18 protein-coding genes and 1 pseudogene are annotated in these 19061 nt (G+C 45.3%); 14 read left to right on the top strand and 5 right to left on the bottom strand.

The genetic code is table 11. The features are described from left to right. The first annotated feature begins 122 nt into the window (after nucleotides 1-122). The 7 genes from MKS89_RS20750 (at nucleotide 123) to MKS89_RS20720 (ending at nucleotide 5719) form a co-directional block, all read left to right on the top strand. A complete protein-coding gene (locus MKS89_RS20750) occupies nucleotides 123-710 on the top strand; it encodes a DUF6036 family nucleotidyltransferase (RefSeq protein ID WP_072954057.1) in 588 nt (195 codons plus the stop codon). 13 nt (nucleotides 711-723) lie between these two features. After that, nucleotides 724-1107, top strand: a complete 384-nt coding sequence (locus MKS89_RS20745; RefSeq protein ID WP_072954055.1) for a hypothetical protein — start codon at nucleotides 724-726, stop codon at nucleotides 1105-1107. A gap of 221 nt (nucleotides 1108-1328) precedes the next feature. Further along, nucleotides 1329-2204 carry a HEPN domain-containing protein gene (locus MKS89_RS20740; protein WP_072954053.1) on the top strand — a complete coding sequence of 292 codons (876 nt, stop codon included), beginning with the start codon at nucleotides 1329-1331 and terminating at the stop codon, nucleotides 2202-2204. An 884-nt stretch (nucleotides 2205-3088) separates the two neighbouring features. Next, a complete protein-coding gene (locus tag MKS89_RS20735) occupies nucleotides 3089-3418 on the top strand; it encodes a YciI family protein (protein WP_072954051.1) in 330 nt (109 codons plus the stop codon). 187 nt (nucleotides 3419-3605) lie between these two features. Continuing rightward, nucleotides 3606-4127: a GrpB family protein gene (locus MKS89_RS20730; protein WP_072954049.1), complete on the top strand. Its 522-nt coding sequence runs from the start codon at nucleotides 3606-3608 to the stop codon at nucleotides 4125-4127. Nucleotides 4128-4158: 31 nt separating this feature from the next. Further along, a complete protein-coding gene (locus MKS89_RS20725) occupies nucleotides 4159-4590 on the top strand; it encodes a GNAT family N-acetyltransferase (RefSeq protein ID WP_072954048.1) in 432 nt (143 codons plus the stop codon). A gap of 592 nt (nucleotides 4591-5182) precedes the next feature. After that, on the top strand, nucleotides 5183-5719 hold the full coding sequence (locus MKS89_RS20720; RefSeq protein ID WP_072954046.1) for a hypothetical protein: 537 nt from the start codon (nucleotides 5183-5185) through the stop codon (nucleotides 5717-5719). A gap of 41 nt (nucleotides 5720-5760) precedes the next feature. Here MKS89_RS20720 and MKS89_RS20715 read toward each other — a convergent pair whose 3' ends face one another. Further along, nucleotides 5761-6717: an IS110 family RNA-guided transposase gene (locus MKS89_RS20715; protein WP_072954044.1), complete on the bottom strand. Its 957-nt coding sequence runs from the start codon at nucleotides 6715-6717 to the stop codon at nucleotides 5761-5763. A 369-nt stretch (nucleotides 6718-7086) separates the two neighbouring features. On the opposite strand from MKS89_RS20715, the gene MKS89_RS20705 reads away from it, so the two are divergent. Continuing rightward, a complete protein-coding gene (locus MKS89_RS20705; RefSeq protein WP_072963157.1) occupies nucleotides 7087-7404 on the top strand; it encodes a hypothetical protein in 318 nt (105 codons plus the stop codon). A 75-nt stretch (nucleotides 7405-7479) separates the two neighbouring features. Here the strand turns inward: MKS89_RS20705 and MKS89_RS21010 are convergent, their stop codons facing one another. Beyond that, the gene (locus tag MKS89_RS21010; RefSeq protein WP_353844470.1) at nucleotides 7480-8010 is read right to left on the bottom strand and encodes an SH3 domain-containing protein; all 531 of its coding nucleotides are present in this window, start codon (nucleotides 8008-8010) and stop codon (nucleotides 7480-7482) included. Between the two features lie 54 nt (nucleotides 8011-8064). Further along, a pseudogene (locus MKS89_RS20695) lies at nucleotides 8065-8247 on the bottom strand (DUF1289 domain-containing protein); the annotation flags it as partial. A gap of 164 nt (nucleotides 8248-8411) precedes the next feature. Here MKS89_RS20695 and MKS89_RS20690 point away from each other — a divergent pair. From MKS89_RS20690 to fecE, 6 genes are all read left to right on the top strand, one after another. Next, nucleotides 8412-8939 (top strand): hypothetical protein, encoded by a 528-nt coding sequence (locus tag MKS89_RS20690; protein ID WP_072963160.1) that lies wholly within the window; start codon nucleotides 8412-8414, stop codon nucleotides 8937-8939. 1104 nt (nucleotides 8940-10043) lie between these two features. After that, on the top strand, nucleotides 10044-12185 hold the full coding sequence (locus tag MKS89_RS20685; protein ID WP_072963164.1) for a TonB-dependent siderophore receptor: 2142 nt from the start codon (nucleotides 10044-10046) through the stop codon (nucleotides 12183-12185). 217 nt (nucleotides 12186-12402) lie between these two features. Next, nucleotides 12403-13311 carry a Fe(3+) dicitrate ABC transporter substrate-binding protein gene (locus MKS89_RS20680; protein WP_353844468.1) on the top strand — a complete coding sequence of 303 codons (909 nt, stop codon included), beginning with the start codon at nucleotides 12403-12405 and terminating at the stop codon, nucleotides 13309-13311. Next, the gene (locus tag MKS89_RS20675) at nucleotides 13308-14339 is read left to right on the top strand and encodes an iron chelate uptake ABC transporter family permease subunit (RefSeq protein WP_106407001.1); all 1032 of its coding nucleotides are present in this window, start codon (nucleotides 13308-13310) and stop codon (nucleotides 14337-14339) included. Before MKS89_RS20680 ends, MKS89_RS20675 begins: the two co-directional genes overlap by 4 nt. Further along, a complete protein-coding gene (gene fecD / locus MKS89_RS20670) occupies nucleotides 14336-15298 on the top strand; it encodes a Fe(3+) dicitrate ABC transporter permease subunit FecD (RefSeq protein ID WP_072963167.1) in 963 nt (320 codons plus the stop codon). The genes MKS89_RS20675 and fecD overlap by 4 nt, the downstream gene beginning before the upstream one ends. A gap of 2 nt (nucleotides 15299-15300) precedes the next feature. After that, nucleotides 15301-16068: a Fe(3+) dicitrate ABC transporter ATP-binding protein FecE gene (fecE, locus tag MKS89_RS20665; protein ID WP_072963170.1), complete on the top strand. Its 768-nt coding sequence runs from the start codon at nucleotides 15301-15303 to the stop codon at nucleotides 16066-16068. Between the two features lie 185 nt (nucleotides 16069-16253). Here the strand turns inward: fecE and glpK are convergent, their stop codons facing one another. Next, nucleotides 16254-17768 carry a glycerol kinase GlpK gene (gene glpK, locus MKS89_RS20660; RefSeq protein ID WP_072963173.1) on the bottom strand — a complete coding sequence of 505 codons (1515 nt, stop codon included), beginning with the start codon at nucleotides 17766-17768 and terminating at the stop codon, nucleotides 16254-16256. An 86-nt stretch (nucleotides 17769-17854) separates the two neighbouring features. Further along, nucleotides 17855-18706 carry an MIP/aquaporin family protein gene (locus MKS89_RS20655; RefSeq protein WP_072963176.1) on the bottom strand — a complete coding sequence of 284 codons (852 nt, stop codon included), beginning with the start codon at nucleotides 18704-18706 and terminating at the stop codon, nucleotides 17855-17857. Nucleotides 18707-19061: the final 355 nt, after the last annotated feature.

Genomic DNA, 19061 nt, shown 5'->3' with positions numbered 1-19061 from the left:
AAAAACGAACCGCGTCGCATTTTATCCGTCAACAATGCTAATGCTATGATAAACAGTGTTTTTTTCTGAACGCTTCTTTTATGTTGTAGCGATTTTATCTGCTTACAATTAGGAGTGTCAGCGTGAAGCCACTACATAAAAATACGCCTCTCGCAAAGGCGGTTTTCAACATTTTAAGTGAAATTTCAAATATTGCGGAAGATAAATATGGTGCGCTTCCAAGTGGTACTATCAGGGCATTTATATTTGGTGGTTGTGCTGTGCATATTTATACGAATGCGAGAGGTAGTAATGATCTTGATGTTGAGCTTGAGGCGAGTCGAAGACTTGATATCAGTGAGTTAATTGTTGAATTAGATGACGCAGATTATGATGACGAAGACGGAACACATAGAACGCTCACCTTTGATGACACATTTAACCCTGCTATCCCAGATCTTCACCCAGATTGGCGGGATGACTCTATTCTTATTCAATCTGGTGAAGCGGTTATTCATATCTACTTAGTTAGCGCGGTCGATATCGCTATATCAAAATTAGGCAGATGCACTTCATATGATGTGAATGATATTGTGTCACTATACGTTGCTGAACGTTTTTCTATTGAAGCCTTTACAAAGCGGGCGAGTGAGGCTTTATATTACAGCCCTACGCCAGACCGATTGCGTTACAATATCGCTTATGCTACACAAGTATTAAAGAGTATCTAATTCCGGTTTTATCATGAAAGCGCAGCATGCATTTGATAGGTTGGTCAGTCGAGACTTTCAAGAGGCATCATCTGAAGATGTTAAGTCAGTTGCGCTTGCTGTTTGGCATGAAAACTTTGTACCTGATGTCAGCCAATTAGACGCCAGATCTGCAAGGGCTGCTAATTATTTGCTCGACAGATTAATGAGATATAACTGCGTTACTCCAGAAGAGCAAAAGAAATTGCTTGATGTTGTGAATCTTTTGTCACGTCAATTTCGCATAGGAAAAACAACGGTCATGCCACATGACCGCAAAGTTGACAAATATGCGAGAAAGTGGGGATTGAAAAGTGATCTCAAGCTGATGCTCAGAGCCATGTTGCCATACCAGACTCGGCACTACAGGCATACATAGACAAAACAACCGCCATTCGGCGGTTTTTAGATTTCCTTCAATATTATAATTTGCGTCACACCTCGAAGCCGAAGCCTGAGACAATCATCGGGGAAAGAAATAAAAACGAACCGCGTCGCATTTTATCCGTCAGCAATGCTAATACTATGATAAACAGTGTTTTTTGCTGAACGCTTCTTTTATGCTATAGCCATGTTATCCACCAAAGCGAAGCACGTTTTATGAAAACCTCCCTCGATCACCTGCCCGAATATAAACAGCAAGAGCTTGCGACGATCTCGACCATTCTGCGCGATACGCTGGACGACTATCTTGAAGGTAAAACGGGGAGTAAAAGCGAGTTTCGCATCCTGAAAATTATTCTGTTCGGTAGTTACGCCAAAGGGAACTGGGTCAGAGATCCGGTTAATGGTTACATCAGCGATTACGATATTCTGGTGATCGTGAATAAATCTGCTTTGGTGGAAGATTATGTGGTCTGGCAGCGGGCGGAAGAGCAAATTGATCGCAAAGTAAAATCCGCACCGCTTGGTTTGATTGTTCATGATTTGCAGGAAGTGAATGAACGATTGCAACAGGGACACTATTTTTTTAAGGATATCCGTGAAGAAGGGATTGAACTGTTTGCCGCGACACCGAAGCCGCTGATCGAGCCGGGGGATTTAACCGAGGCTGAGAAACGGGCAATTGCTCGCAAGCATTATGCGCAGTGGTTTAAAAGCGCAAATGCCTTTATCACTGGTTATCATCACTACTTAAATCAAGAAGAGTTATCCATCGCTGCTTTTGAACTTCATCAATCGACAGAACGCTTTTTGGCCTGTGTATTACTCACATGCACCAACTACTTACCCAAATCCCACAATATCGAAAAGCTGAGTAAATTGTGCGCGCAAATCGAGCCAGAGTTTAAGATGATTTTCCCCCTCGACAATAAATTCCACCGTCGCAGTTTTCGTCGCTTGCAACGCGCCTATATCGAAGCCCGTTATTCGGAGCATTATGAAATCACCGTAGAAGAGCTGGCTTATCTCGAAGGGCGAGTGTTGCAGTTAAAAGCGCTGGTTGAACGGGTTTGTTTGGCGCGGATCGATTGATTTATTCTGCCTGAGGGCAGTCATTGCTATTTTATTCCAGCCTTTGGCATCGAATTTTGACGCACAATCTCGTTTTTCGGTTTCAGAGGCATTGGTGTCTTGTGCGCCAGTTACTCTTGCCGAGATGCAAGAGTAACCAGAAAATCTTTTTTGTTTGGCTGAGTCTCGTCCTGTCCGGGCACGGATTTTACGGATGTCCCTATCCGGAAAATCCTGAAAACCTCGTCCTGAGGTTTTCTCCCTAATGATTCAGATTTCATTAATTTTCTTTGCAGAGAGATAGGAAGAGAATTTACTGAACTCAGGGTAAAATTCATGGATGAATTTTAAGCTTTTCGTGAGCAGGAGCGAATAAAAGCGCCCCTGATTATGTACGCTGAACTCAAATCTTAGGCATTTTGGGATACTTTTTCTGCCGTGAAAAAGTATCTGGGGCGCTTTCGGAGATGTTAATGAGATCAAGGAAAGTAATTGCGTCCCAAACACCTACATCACAAGTTTTATTTGCCTAGCCTCCGGCTCCCAAATTTGACGCACAATCTCGTTTTTCGGTTTCAGATGCATTGGTGTCTTGTGCGCGAGTGACTTTTGCCGAGATGCAAGCGTAACCAGAAGATCTTTTTTGTTTGGCTGAGTCACGTACTGTCCGGGCACGGATTTTACGGATGTCCTACCCGGAAAAGCCTAACCATTCATCCGTGAAAACGGGGTAGAATCCTTATGAGTGCCAGCCCTATAAAAACTATGCTATGTTCAATCATGCTAGCTTCCATGATTTAGTTGTTGACACACTAATTATGGATCTGGTTTTACACTAACCCACGGAATTGGAAGCTAGCCTCGTGGGGAGTCATTATGTCTATGTTCAAAGGAAAAGGAAGTATATGAATAAGTATGTGGCAATTTTGTCTAAGAAAAATAGACAGTTATTCAGCGATGAACTTTTACGTAAGCATGTAAGCTATCTTAAGGCTCAAGAGAAGTCAGGAGTTTTGGTGCTATGCGGTCCGTTTTCGGACAATGATTCAGCAATTCAAGTAATAATGTCAGATAGTTTAGAGGCAGCTAAGGAAATTGTTCAATCCGATCCATTTGTAAGTCAGGGCTATTATGGTGAGTTGGTGGTAAAAGAATTAATAGAAGCAAACGCCATGAATAACTGGCTAGTAGCAGATCCGCAAACAGAAGCTAATCGTGCTAGCTCACAAACGTAACAAAAGCAATCATCAGACAGACTAATTGCTTAGGCTCTAGTTTGCTGCTGTTGCTAACGTTAGCCATCAGAGGATGCAAGACGCTCAAGCAGACGCATAAATGTCCGGCGCATGTGTTTTTAAGTTTTGTTTTGTTGTTAGTTAAGTGAATGCGCGGCTTCGCTCAGTGTTAGGTAAATAGGAAGTTATGAGTCAAAGGATTATTGAAGTCATTGATTATCAGCCGCAGTGGGTTGTCGATTTTGCTAGAGAAAAAGATCTAATTAGTTCTGTTCTAACTGCCGCTAATATTCATGCAATACATCACATAGGCAGTACATCGGTTAAAGGATTATGTGCTAAACCAATTATCGATATCCTTTTGGAAGTAACAAGCCTTGATACATTAGATGATGAATCAGAAAATATGGCTTCTCTGGGATATTTGGTGAAGGGAGAGTTTGGTATCAAAGGTCGCCGTTATTTCCAAAAAGGCGGAATACAACGAACTCATCAAGTCCATGCATTTTTAGCAGATTCGCCAGAAGTTAAAAGACATCTCGCATTTCGAGATTATTTAAGAGCGTTCCCAAATATTGCGTTTAAGTACGGAGAAATTAAAAAGGCGGGTGCAGCAATTTGTAACAATGACATAGATGTTTACATTGATTACAAAAATAGCTTTATAAAAGAATATGAAGCAAAGGCAGTCCGGTGGAAATTTACATAACAAGAAGCTATGCCGTCAAAATGGAGAAAACATGGAAGTTCGATTTTTAGAGAAAAATTCTGATTATGAATCAGCCCTAGAGGTAATGTTACAACTTCGCCCAAATTACAATGTAGATACTTTATCTCGTCAGATCGACAAACAGCAATTGAATGGTTACAAAGTCGTTTATGTTAAATCATCAGAAGGTGTACTGGCCGTAGCAGGATTTAGTGTCGGTGAGAAGCTAGCTTGGGGTAAGCACATTTATATTGAAGACTTGGTGACTAACTCTCAATTTCGTTCGCGTGGCGTTGGCAAATTCATAATTGATTGGTTTAAAACGTACGCCTTAGAAATTGGTTGTGAGCAAATTCATCTGGATTCTGGTGTTCAGCGTTTTCCCGCACATAAATTCTATTTACGCGAAGGTTTCAATATCGCGAGTCACCACTTTTCAATGGTTGGGGTTCAAGATGGGTAATAAACGAGTATGACGTCAATCGTTAATGTTTCACTATCTTCCCAACACTTGGCATTTTAATCCAATCCCAATAGATCCCTAAACCAAGAAAATCATTCACGGGAGAATGGGTTTCTTGGTTTGGTGCTTGATTTGAATTGAGTGAAACATTTGTTGAAGCTAAATGAGTTACTAAACTCAGGAATGTCATCGCGCACTAAACCACCGCATCACAATTTCCACTGATTGTTAAAACGCTGCAATTTTGTACAAACCTTATCCATATCAAAAAATGTCATGTTTATGTCAATTTTTTCTGGCGATTTTCTGCAACTTATTCAATGCTATGTATGGTGTTTCGATGCTTATTCGAGAACACATGGCACTTATCCGAGATGTTCCGAATGGTGGTAGCACTGGTGAATCATTCGTGCGCAGATTAGACAGCACAATGCTGTGATTCCTGATGTAATGATATTTTTTACTGGCATTTTGTCTGTATTTTCATGTTATTAGGACAAAAATTTCATCGAGTGTCAGTAAGTTATACAGAAGTATTCCTGTAGAGTGATTCTGTATAATAAACTGTTATGTTACTCAAGTGGAAAGGTAAATGATCGAGTATTTAAAGTTAGTTGTTGATCTTGTGGGACATTTGGCTTGGCCAATAGTCGTCGCAGGAGCATTGTTGTACTTCAAAAAAGATGTTGCCAAGCTATTACAACGAGTAAAAAAAGCAAAGTATGGCGATATAGAAATTGATCTGGTTGAAGCTATCGATGAAGTCAAAGGTGATGCAATAGAATTAGGAATCACCATTGCTTATCCTAGCTCGTCTTTTAGTGCTAGTGATTTAGAATTAGTGCAGACAGCACCAGAATGGGCATTTTTACAATCTTGGCAAAATATCGAGAATATCCTTATAACTAAAGGATCTGACGGTAAGCGTCAGCCAATTACCAAGATAGTTCGGCAATTACAAGGTTCAGAGAAGATTGATAGTGGTTTAGCCGATCTAATTCTAAAAATGTATCGTTTGAGAAATGAAATTGTGCATGTGAGTGGAATTGATCTTACTAAGGCTGAAGCAATGGAATGGTTAGGTGTATCGAAGAGTATTTCAGATCGCTTAATCCAAAAATTAGCATAGAAATCAGACCGTAACATAACAAACGAGTATGGCGTCAATAGTTAATTTTTCGCCATATTTTCATTCCACATAGTTCCGTCTCTTAGCATTGAATTCAGGATCACAACCATCTTTCTAACACAGGCAATGATGGCTACTTTTTTGGGTTTTCCTGCTTCCAGTAATCGCTGATATGTGGTCTTAAAAACAGGGTTAGATTGCATTGCAGACATCATCGCCATATACAGGACTGTACGCACCTGAGCACGCCCACCTTGGATAATTCGTTTGCCTTTATAGCGGCCACTTTCTCTATTCATGGGAGCAACACCTATTAGAGAAGCCGCTTGTTTATTGTTGATGTAACCCAGCTCAGGAACGTTGCTAATGATGGCGGCCGCACTCACTTTCCCGATGCCTGGGACACTTTGTAAAATGATATTTTTGCTCTGATAAGAAGGCGTTTTTTCAATGAGAGCAATGATGAGTGTTTCGATCTTCTCTATCTGATTTTTGAAGGAAGTAATGATAGGATTGATTGTGGAATGAAGCGTTTTAGGGAGTTGTTGTAAGCGATTCTTTTCCATGGTTTGCATCGTTAAAATTTGATGTCGACGGGCGACTAAATCACTCATTAATCGCATGATTTCTGGTTTTAACTGGGTCAGTTGAGGTTGAATGGCTTCGCTATAATGAGCGATTAATTGAGCATCCAGTTTATCCGTTTTAGCTCTGCGGCCAATAGCGCCAGCGAAGCGTTTAATGTGGATAGGATTGGCAATTACAAAAGGTAAATTGGCTTTGGAACAGGCGATAATAAAAGGCATTTCAAGGCGGCCGGTTGCTTCGATAACGATGCGTTCAGGCTGATGTTTCTTGATGACTTTTACCGCTTCTTTTATTCCTTTACCATCATTAGAAACCGTAAAAAAGATATCAAGTGGGCGGATATAGATATCTAGATTTGCTTTGCCGGTATCAACACCGACATTAATATTTTGAAGTGTGTTTGTATTCATAATAAGCTAACTCTTGCTTGCGTAATGCGGGTTCGAGACCCAGTCGAGTATTCGAGTTTAGTGCTTGGAGTTCTATGTCGCGTTCATGTTTGTTATCGGTCTCTCGATAGAGGAGCCAGCGTTCAATCGAACTACGACATAGAAAGCTTTAGTTGCAGCTAAAGCCTGGGTCTCACATTACCCGAAACAGGTCGATTAATGGGGATAATTTCCCATACAAACTGTTTAAGAGTGATTCGCAACGCGTGGCATTTTTACTATGCGTTGTGTTTGGTGTTTAAGGTGGTATGCGGCGGCATCGGTATTGCGTTGCTCACACCTTAACAGGGCGTTAGGTAATTGAGTTTACACACCAAAAGGAGATGGAATATGGCAAAAGGTAGAAACTTTGTTTTCCCTAATCCGGAAAATACCAAACTGAAAGATAACGCAGTATTTTGTTCTAATGAACGAATAATAGCGCTATATAATCAAGCAAATGACACCGATAGAAAGCGGATGACTGACAATATTAAGCACTGGTTTGCAAGCGAAGCTCAGGAAAATGGCTGGGCCGGAGGCAACTATCTTAGAGACTCCCAAACAGGGCATTCCGCAGGCTGCGTACTCTTTACTCCTTCAAAAGAAACAAATATCCATATAACGAAGAATACCCTTGTCCTTCACGTAGACAATGAAGATGCCTAACAAAGCAAATCAGTTCGCAGTCGTTGGCTACCGGACTCGCTACGCTCGCCGCTGTTTGCGGCGTTAACTGTATCTCTATTTAGTCAGATAATTTAGCTTCTTAGTATATCTTCTGAATACCCAACCTGTAAGTACTTCGTCATCCAACACAACACGCACATAAATCCAACTTTTATCAGTGTTATCTATTACTTCAACAACGTCACCAAGATGCAATGTACCGAATGAGGTATGCTTTTTGGCCGGTCCTTCTCGAAGATTGAGGTTGTTACCGATTATGACCCTGAGAGTTTTTGTATCGTTGCCGAATGTCTGCTTACGAATTTCACTCTTTATCTCTCTACTTGAGCTAACATTCGAAAAATAATCTCTGATCAAATCAGCTCTTTCCATATATGCGGTGGCGATACATGAAACAAAAAAAGGTAAAAAGAAATTTTTAAGTAACCAAATTATTGTGTTCAATGCCTTTTCGGAAAGACTATCGACACTTTTCCCTTGAAATATGGTTTGTTCTAGCTCGTTTCTGACATCGGAATCGATATCAACATCACCTTGTTCAACAATGTCTTTAAGTTGGCTGAAAAAGTCATCATTTTGAGCTATGCTAGTCTGCTTTCCAGTGATGTTGTCATCGTTTGTGGAAATTGATCTAGATGTAATTTTTCGGCGATATCGTTGGCGACATTGCTCGATAATTCGTAATTTTTGTTCGTTGGTCAAATTCAACCAGTTGAACCTTTCTTCTCGTTTTCTCATGCAGCCTTTGCAATACCCCTTTTCATCGACTGAGCATACGCCTATGCAAGGACTTGGTACTGAAAAAAAAGAAAGTTGCTCCATATAGCCTTAACTTCATATTTGTTTTTAGTTAGCGGTGGTAAATGATACAGTCGCGTATTGCTTTGGTGTACTATTTTTTGCGTAAGCCGTTATACAGTTAACAAGACGAATCAATTGACATATATTTTGCAATTGTTTCATGCGTTAGGCTACAAGGAGAAAATATGACATATCGAGTAAAAGTTTATCCTCATAACGATCTTCTGAATTTAGCTCATTTCCAACGGGAAACTATTCGGAAAAAGTTAGCGGATGAAAATCTTGATGGCATTAAATTAGATTGCCTATCTTGTTTAGTCTCTTTGGCTTTCTCTGTTGAGGCGCTGGTTAATTTTGTTGGATACAAAAAAATACCAAAATGGAAAGAATTCGACAGGTACAAAAACAAAATAACGAAAGTGTGTGCCAAGGCGGGCGTTGAATTTGATAAGAGTGTTGGTCTTTACGAAAAACTATGGCAGTTAAAAGAGTTACGAGATCATGTAGCCCATGGTGAGCCAATAGAAATTGAAACAGATGTTACAACTCGAGAAGAATTGCGTGAGCAAATGAGTTGTCCTTGGGATAGCTGTCTAACTCCCGAGATAGTTGAAACAATGTTTCGGACTGTGAAAGAGTTTGAAAAACTTCTTTTTACAAACTGTCATATAAATGTTGGTGAAACTTTGACATCAGCTGTAAGGGTTGGGTAGTTGCCTAACAAGCAACTTGTCTGTATAAATGTTCCACCCAATTCAAATCAGCCCCTCAACTAAGAAAATCATTCATGGAAGAATGATTAAGCTTTTCCGGGTAGGACGCCCGTAAAAGCTGGTTCTAGACAGCGTGCGATTCAGCCAGACCAAAAGAATTTTCTGGTTCATCTTTCATTCTTGAAAGATGAACTGGCGCACAGAGCACTAATGCTTCTGAAACCGAAAAAATATATTGTGCGTCATACTTGGGCGTCAAAGGCGCATTCAGTGGGTCACACCGTGGCAATGGCAGTTATTCAGCAGGTTGAAAATAGGGAGTCCACATAAGCAACTTGTCTGTATAAATGTTTCACCTAATTCAAATCAGCCCCTAAACCAAGAAAATCATTCAAGGAAGAATGATTAAGCTTTTCCGGGCAGGACGCCCGTAAAAGCTGGTTCTGGACAGCGTGCAACTTAGCCAGCCCAAAAGAATTTTCTGGTTCGTCTTTCATGCTTGAAAGATGAACTGGCGCACAGAGCACCGATGCCTCTGAAATCGGGAAAATATATTGTGCGTCATACTTGGGCGTCAAAGGCGCATTCAGTGGGTAAGATTACGGGAAGTCGGTCACACCGTGGCAATGGCAGTTATTCAGCAGGTTGAAAATAGGGATCCCACATCAGCAACTTGTCTGTATAAATGTTCCACCTAATTCAAATCAGCCCCTCAACCAAGAAAATCATTCAGGGAAGAATGATTAAGCTTTTCCGGGCAGGACGCCCGTAAAAGCTGGTTCTGGACAGCGTGCGACTCAGCCAGACCAAAAGAATTTTCTGGTTCGTCTTTCATTGTTGAAAGATGAACTGGCGCACAGAGCACCGATGCCTCTGAAACCGAAAAAATATATTGTGCGTCATGCATGAGAGCCAAAGGCTTAGAATATAAAACCAGTGCCACCTCGCATCACCACAATACACAACCCAATGCATTCATTTTCCGGCAATTTAACGCCATTTTAGCGATAAATTTAACAATTACTTGAAATGGGAATTAAACTCATTTAGATTTTCATCTCTTTTAATGCACATCTCAATTGAATAAACGGATCAGACCATCTCATGATTCATGCCAAACACAATAATCAAACGCCGACATCTTCTCCTTTAGGTAAAAAAACACCTTTAGCGTTGATGATCGCGCTCAGCTTTTCTGCCGCAGCAGTGGCAAGTGACGACACCAAGACAACTTCTGCCGATGCAACCATGACTGTCCACGGACGGGCACTGTCTCTTTATCGTGCTGAAGAAACCTCTCTGGCGACGAAAACCCCGACCGCGATTGATGATACACCGCAGTCGATTCAGGTGCTGCCCCGCCAGTTGATCGAGGATCAGGCCGCACGGCAGATTACCGATTTGTACCGCTCAATGAGCGGTGTCAGCCAATACAACTATTCTTATGTGACGTTCCGGGGCTTCCGTCAGGACCACGTACTGTATGACAGTGTGCGCGGCGACCCGTTTGAAGGGTTGTCGATTCCACAGTTATTTAATATTGAGCGGGTTGAAGTGCTCAAAGGCCCTGCGGCAGCGGTGATGGGCAGTGGTGAACCGGGTGGCACCATCAACTATACAACTAAAAAGCCAACATACGCGACTAAACGCCATGTCGCTGTAACCGGTGGTAATCAAGATTTTACCAGTGCTCAGATGGCGTTATCCGGCTCTGCCAATGCCGATCAGTCGCAGCGTTATCGTCTCGGTATTTATCAAGATCATGAAAATCCTTATCGTAAAAATACCGACACCCGTAACCGCATTATCGATTTAGGTTATGAGTGGGATGCCGGAGCCGATACCACGATTGGTCTGCAATATATCAATGTGACTCAGCATATCGGCGGGGGACGAATCCGCGGGATTCCGACCGATGATGACGGTAACTTTTTAGCCGCTGCATCATGGAATGCCAATGATGCCAGCGATTACCATGATCTGGAGGCGCAAGTCTATCAGGTGCGTGTGAATCATAATATCAATGACTGGCTCTCCGGTGATGTGACTTTGCGTTATTTTGAAAATGAAGATACGCAAAAATACCATGAATCACGCTCGTTGAAAGATACGAACGGTGACGGTATCAATGATACGGTTACCCGTGAATATCGCGATCAGTTGCGAACCAATAAAGCGGGCTCTGTGACCGCGAATCTGGTGGCACAGCTGGAACAACATACGCTGCTGTTCGGGGCTGATTATTATCGGCTCGACAATGAATTTACCTATTACCGTGCGCAGCGTAAAGATGGTGTTTCCGACCGGAGTTTGACTAATCCGGATTACACGCCGGACGATGTCTCATCATATAAAAGCTCCCTTTCCAAGCATACCGACTCACGTGAAGAGCGGTACGGGGCGTACCTTCAGGATCAATGGCAAATTACCGATGCATGGAATGTGCTGTCAGGTGTTCGGCTTGACGGTTACCGCGATAAAGTGGTTGATTTGAAGAAAGAGACGCAAGAACAGTACACCGGAACAGGGTTCTCTTACCGGATCGGCTCTACCTATAAGATCAACGCACAATTCCACCCTTATGCGGTGATTGCAACCGGTTTTGTTCCTCAGGCTGCGGCATCTCAGGCGTCCGATAATGGCGGGCCGTTCGATCCGGAAGAGAGTTTGATGTATGAGACCGGGGTGAGAACGTACCTGTTTGATAATCGGGTCAATATGAATGTGGCGCTCTACCACATTACCAAGGAAAACGTCCTGCAAACCGATCCGAATGACAGTGATAAGCAGGTGGCGTATGGCAAGGTTCGTAGTCAGGGGATCGAAGTGGATATCTTGGCTGACTTAACGGAAAACTGGGTTGCGAACCTGTCTTACGCGTATAACGATACGTTGGTTAAGCAGGGATATGGTGAGTTTTCTAACCGGACGGTCGGCAAACGTTTTGCCAACGCACCGCATAACCAATTGGGTTTATGGACGCGCTATCATTTCCCTGCGATTGATTCCTCCATCGGGTTCGGGGCGGATTATGTCAGTGAACAGCTCACCCAAGATGCGCAAAAAGTGAAGCCGTTCACGGTGTACGATATGTCATGGCAGACCTTGTGGCATGACTGGAAGTTCCAGCTGAATGTGAAAAACTTGTTTGATAAATCCTATGCGGTCAGTGGTTTCACTGAGGCAACCGGCTCGTTTGTCGGTGAGCGGCGTCGTGTTTATTTACAAGCAGATTATTCATTCTGATATGCATTGGCCCGGTGTTTTTCCGGGCCTTTTTGTATCGTTCTTTTGTATCAGATTGCGCTATCAGATCTTTGTATCAACGGCTTGTCTCAGTCAGACCGAATGTGATTGAGAGACAAACCGTGCCTATTGCTGGTGTTATACCTGCGTTTTTCGTAATATGAACAATTCTCATTTAAATATGACTCAATACTTTGATTTTTGGATGTTTTACAACATGCTGAAAGGCTCTATGCGACGTATTGCTTTGCTACTCTTGTTATTGTGCGGGGTTTCGACATCGGTTCTGGCGGTGACGGTTCAGGATCAACGGGGCACATTTTCAATCGATTATATTCCGAAGCGAATTGTTGTCTTGGAGTTCTCTTTTGCAGATGCACTGGCGGCTGTCCATGTCAGCCCTGTCGGGATTGCCGATGATAAAGATGCCGAGCGTCTGTTACCGGCTGTCCGGGCGCAGTTTTCCGACTGGGTTTCGGTGGGAACGCGTTCTCAACCGTCACTGGAGATGATTGCCGCGCTGCAACCGGATCTGATCATTGCTGATGCGGATCGTCATGCGGCTGTGTATGATGATTTGGCGAAAATTGCGCCGACACTGATGCTCCACTCGCGTCGGGAGACCTATGCCGATAATCTGGCTGCCGCTGCTGTCATTGGCACCGTTGTCGGCAAAGCACAGGCAATGCAGCAACGACTCGCTTTACATCAACAACGGATGGCTGAATATCGTCAGCAGTTGCACGCTTTACAGGGTAAAACGTTGTTGTTTGGTGTCGCGCGGGAAAATGCTTTTCATGCGCATGGCAATGATTCATATGCGGGCGGGGTGGCTCAGGCATTAGGATTTAAGTCGCCCCCGGCATTATATAATGATCGTGCCAGTCACCAGATTGGACTGGAACAGCTGTTAGCAATCAATCCGGACTATCTCGTCGTCGGTGACTATACCCCGAACAGTATTATCCGGCGGTGGAAAAAGCAGCCTTTGTGGCAGATGTTAGGGGCTGTTCGGGCGCATCATGTGATTTCCGTGAGTGGTAACCTTTGGTCAAGATGTCGGGGAATTCTGGCGGCTGAATATATGGCAAAAGACTTACTTCAGTTGGTGTCGCCATCGTCATGAGTCGTCCCTCGCCAACCATTCGTCCCAGCGCGACGCACACCCGGATGATACGTATCACGCTGCTCTTGTGTCTGAGTGGATTGGTGGTGTTGCTCGCGTGGTGGGGGTTGTGGGCTTTTTCTGCCATTCCGATGTCGCTCAGTACACCTTATAATGCCTTTTTTTCCTCTCAACCCCCGGGGATTGCCGAAACGGTCATTGTTGAGATCCGCCTTCCCAGAGTGATTGAAGCGATTTTGGTGGGTGCCGGGCTGGCCGTTGCCGGGCTGTTAATGCAGACGCTGACCCGTAATCCGCTCGCATCACCCAGTTTATTTGGCGTCAATGCCGGTGCAGCTTTGGGTGTTGCACTGACATCAACCCTGTTTTTACAACAAGCCTATCTTAGCCAGCCGATTGCTGCGATTGTCGGCGGGGCACTGGCGTGGACAATTGTGGTGGTGCTCGGGGGCGCATGGCGCACCGGAGCCGAGCGTAAACAGCTGGTTTTGGCTGGTATTGCCGTCTCTGCGTTGTGCGCAGCGATGACCAAAGCGCTGGTGATCTTGGTTGAAGATCAGGCCACAGGGGTGATGACGTGGCTTGCCGGTTCTTTTGCCAGTGTGAGCTGGCAACAGGTCGTTTTGAGCTGGCCGCCGTTATTGCTTGCTTTGCTGATGGCATGGGCTTTGGCGCCTAAGTTGAATTTATTTGCTCTGGGGGATGAGCGGGTCCAAAGCCTCGGTGTTCGTTTGACATGGATTCGCGCATTCACCGGACTATTGGTTTTTATCATCGTCGGGGTGTGTGTCAGTGCCGTGGGTTCGATTGCGTTTGTCGGCTTGATCGTGCCGCATATGGCGCGGAAATTATTTGGCTATGATCTGCGTTGGTTGGTGCCGGGCACCGCTTTGGTCGGGGCGATGCTGACGTTAAGTGCCGATATGTTTAGTCGCTGGGTGATTTTCCCCTCAGAAACACCGGCGGGTGCCGTGCTGGCACTGATGGGCGCGCCTTGTTTTATCTATCTGGTCAGGAAAGAACGATGAATCATGGATTGAAGATGCCGTTGATCCTGAGTGGGCTGATTGTCGTCAGTTTTTTAGCGAGTCTGAAATACGGGGCGGTTGATCTGAGCTGGACGCAGTTATGGCAAGGATTACACAATCAAGGTGCCTTTGCTTTTACGATTTATGACTACCGTTTTCCGCGCGCGATTGTGGCAATTCTGGTCGGGGCGATGCTGGCAACGGCCGGTGTCTTGATCCAAGGTGTGATTCGCAATCCGCTCGCATCGCCCGATATTCTGGGTGTCAGTCATGGTGCGGGGTTAGCGGCCGTCGTGATGATGACGCTGTTTCCGGCAGTCTCGGTCTTATGGCTGCCGTGGGTTGCACTGGTCGGGGGGATTGTTTCGGCCTTGATTCTGGCATTGCTGGTACGAGGCAATCTGGCACCGGTGAAACTGGCGATTACCGGTGTGGCACTCGCAGCTTTTTATGGCAGTGCGATTGATTTCATCATGCTGATTCATCCGCTGGATATTAACAACGCCTTACTCTGGCTGACCGGCAGTCTCTGGGGACGCAGTTGGGAGCAGATTCAGCTCTTGTTACCGTGGTGTGTACTTCTGCCTGTGGTACTGGGGTTAAGTCATCCACTCAATATTTTGGTATTAGGCGAGCAGCGGGCGACCAGTCTGGGAGTGACCGTCAAGCTGACCCGATTGATTGCGCTGGCAATTGCGGTGGGGTGGACTTCGGCTGCGGTCGCGATTTGCGGGCCGATTAGCTTTTTGGGGTTGATCGCCCCTCATTTGGCGCGTCAACTGGTCGGCGGTAAGCATCAAATTTTGCTGCCGACAGGCATGTTGGTCGGTGCCTTGATCTTACTGGTTGCAGATTTCGTTTCTCGGGTGATTGATCCGCCGATTGAACTGCCGGCCGGGATCCTCACCGCTGCAATCGGGGCGCCTTACTTTTTGTATTTATTAGTCAAAATGAGATAAACATGGGACTGAAGACAGAGAATCTTGATGTCGGATACGGTGAAACACCGATTGTTCAGCAGGTGAACCTACAGATTTTATCAGGGAAAATCACCGCTTTGCTCGGGCCCAATGGGTGCGGGAAATCAACCCTGCTGAAAGCGTTAGTGCGTCTTCTCGCCCCGCAGTCAGGCATGGTTCAGTGGCAGGGCAAAGATATTCGGGATTACTCATCACAGGCGATGGCTCGGGTGCTATCGCTATTGCCTCAGTCTCAGGAAGTGCCAGAGGGGATTCTGGTCCGCGATGTGGTCGGTTATGGCCGGAGCCCTTATACCGGTTTTTGGGGACAGTTAACCCAGACCGATCAGCATCAAGTCGAATTGGCCATGCAATTGACGGGGGTGACGGCATTTGCCGAACGGAAAATCGCGGAGCTGTCCGGTGGTCAGTGTCAACGGGTCTGGCTTGCGATGACGCTGGCGCAGGATACCGACTATGTTTTTCTCGACGAGCCGACAACCTATCTTGATTTGAACCATCAGGTTGAGCTGATGAAACTGATGCGCCTCTTGAATCATGAAGGAAAAACATTAGTAACGGTCCTGCATGATATCAATCAGGCTTGTCGTTATTGTGATCATCTGATTGTGATGAATGGCGGGCGGGTTGTCGCTCAGGGGGCGCCGGAGGAAATACTGACCACACAATTGCTGGCGGATGTCTTTGCGCTGGATGCTGAAGTTCATCGCGATCCGATCGCCGGCACGCCGATGTGTGTGGTCAAGTAGTGCTGCTCGATTTCGTGCGGTAATATCCACTCGCGTTAATAAAAAAGGCGTGTTAATAAAAAGACGTGTTAATAAAAAGACAGACGTGCTAATAAAAAACGAATCAAAACCTGTGCCAATAAAAAAGCACTAAGCCAGATTGGCTTAGTGCTTTGTATGATCAATTTGCTGATCGGTGTGGCTGATTACTCTTCGTTATGCATTTCAGCCCAGGTTTGTGCACATTTGACTGCGCGTTTCCAGCCTTTATAACGACGTTGCCGCTTTTCTTCATCATGATGTGGTGAGAAAGTGCGATCAATCTCGGCTTTGTTTTTGAGCTCGTCTAAGCTATCCCAGAAACCGACGGCAATACCGGCAAGGTAGGCCGCGCCCAAAGCGGTCACTTCGGTGACTTTCGGACGAAGTACCTGCGTATCCAGCACATCAGACTGGAACTGCATCAGGAAGTTATTGGCAACCGCGCCGCCATCAACTCTTAGCCCTGCCAGTTGAATACCGGAGTCCGCTTGCATGGCATCCAGCACGTCCCGAGTCTGATAGGCGACACTTTCAAGTGTTGCACGAATGATATGGTTTGAATTGACGCCCCGGGTCAGGCCGACAATGGTACCGCGTGCATAAGCATCCCAATATGGCGCGCCTAAACCGGTAAATGCCGGCACCACGTAAACCCCGTTTGCGGTATCTTCTTTGGTCGCAAAATATTCGGAATCTCTCGCATCGGAGATCAGTTTCAGTTCATCTCTGAGCCACTGAATTGCCGCACCACCCATAAAGACGGCACCTTCGAGTGCGTAAGCCGGTTCGCCATTCGGGCCACAGGCCAGTGTGGTCAGCAGACCATTACTGGAGGTGACTTTTTCCTGTCCGGTGTTCATCAACAGGAAGCAGCCGGTACCATAGGTATTTTTTGCCTGTCCTGCCTGAACACACATTTGCCCGTACAGCGCGGCTTGCTGGTCTCCGGCAATCCCGGCGATTGGAATACGCGTTCCCCCTTTACCACCAATGTTGGTTTGACCGTAGACTTCCGAAGATTTTTTAACTTCCGGCATCATGGAAAGCGGAATGCCGAATTCTTGCAGAATTTTCTCATCCCATTGCAAGGTATTGATGTTGAACAGCATCGTCCGTGAGGCGTTGGTGTAGTCTGTGACATGGACGCGACCTTGTGTCATTTTCCACACCAGCCAAGTATCCACGGTCCCGAACAACAATTTGCCGGCTTCGGCATCTTCACGGGCACCTTCGACATTATCCAGAATCCATTTGATTTTTGTTCCGGAGAAATAAGGGTCTAATAATAGCCCGGTGTTTTCCCGAATGTATGATTCCAGTCCGCGTGCCTTGAGGGTTTCACAGATCTCTGCGGTACGGCGACATTGCCAGACAATGGCATTGTAGACCGGTTTACCGGTTTCTTTATTCCAGACGATCGTTGTTTCACGTTGGTTGGTAATCCCGATTGCTGCCACTTCATCACTACGAATCCCAGCCTTACTAATGGCTTCGATTAATGTTGAGCTCTGGGTTGCATAGATTTCCATCGGGTCATGCTCGACCCAACCGGCTTCGGGATAAATTTGAGTAAATTCACGCTGAGATACACTGACGATATTGGCATCATGGTCAAGTACGACGGCCCTTGAGCTTGTTGTCCCTTGATCAAGGGCGACTACGTATTTTTGCTCAGTCATGGTTCATTCCTTTATCTTTTATTGTTTCGTGTTTTAGTTGCTGCTTAAATTATTTTTACTTTTATCCAATTTGTGATTGAGCGCGGTTAAATATGCGCCTCTGTATTGTCTTTGGTGTCACATTGGTTCGGGATGGTGCAACCGACGCCGACGGTCGGCAAGTATGTCGCGATGAATTTAGGATAAGCCCAGGCACCGAAGCACGCACCGGCAATCGGTCCGACGATCGGCACAATAAAATAGGGGATATCCTTACCGCCAGTCAAGGCAAAGTCCCAACCAGCCAGATAAGCGAACAGTTTGGGGCCGAAATCCCGGGCGGGGTTCATGGCAAAACCGGTCAATGGCCCTAATGAGCTCCCGATGACGGCAATGAGTATCCCGATCAACAGTGGGTTCATCGCGTTTCTGTGTGCGCCGTTATTTTCATCACCGAGCGCCAGAATCCCAAACATCAGTACCGCAGTGATGGTAAATTCAACGGCCACGGCACCAAAGAAGGATAATGATGCATTCGGGTAAGTTGAGAAAATACCGGCTGTTGCGAGTGCCGCCTGACTGCTGCGCAGCATGTCATGGGTGACTTCATAGTTGGCGAATAGGTTGCTATACAACGCGTAAATTAATGCCGCAGCGCAAAATGCACCGAGGATTTGTGATGCGATGTAAGGCAGTACTTTTGCTTTGTTAAAACCGTGGAATGCTGCCAGAGCAATCGTTACTGCAGGGTTGATATGTGCGCCGGAGACACCTGCCGTGCAATAGATTGCAATCGACACGCCGAGCCCCCAAATGATACTGATTTCCCATTGCCCATATGACGCTCCGGTGAGAACCAGCGCTGCCACACAGCCAACACCAAAAAATATCAGTAACCCTGTTCCGATAAATTCAGCGATGCATTCCCCTAGTAGGGTATGTTGTTTTGTTCGAGCCATAGGTAAGAGTCCTTGTTTTACTCACGTATATGCACGGATGCACGGCTCATTCTGCATAGAATTCTTTGCGCGAAAACAAACAAACATAATTAATGAGTGTTCGAGCACAATTGTGTCCCTTCTATTTCTATTTTTGTTAATTGGAGCATAATTTTACAGGATGACATCCTGTTTAATGGAACAATATGGATGCTAAAATGTCAGTTTTGAGCCAAAAAATCGCTTGTATTTCCTATCTTTATTGATAAAAGCATTGATAGTTGTGGTGTTATCGTTGACGGATGACGACTGTGCATCAGCGTATGCAGGGGAAGGGAGGGCGATTCACTCCAGAGTCTACTTGCCTCTGCCACGT

It is taken from the genome of Vibrio gazogenes (assembly GCF_023920225.1).
Lineage (GTDB): Bacteria > Pseudomonadota > Gammaproteobacteria > Enterobacterales > Vibrionaceae > Vibrio > Vibrio gazogenes.
The sequence above is the reverse complement of the archived record's forward strand: the minus strand, read 5'-3'. Positions and strand labels throughout refer to the sequence as shown.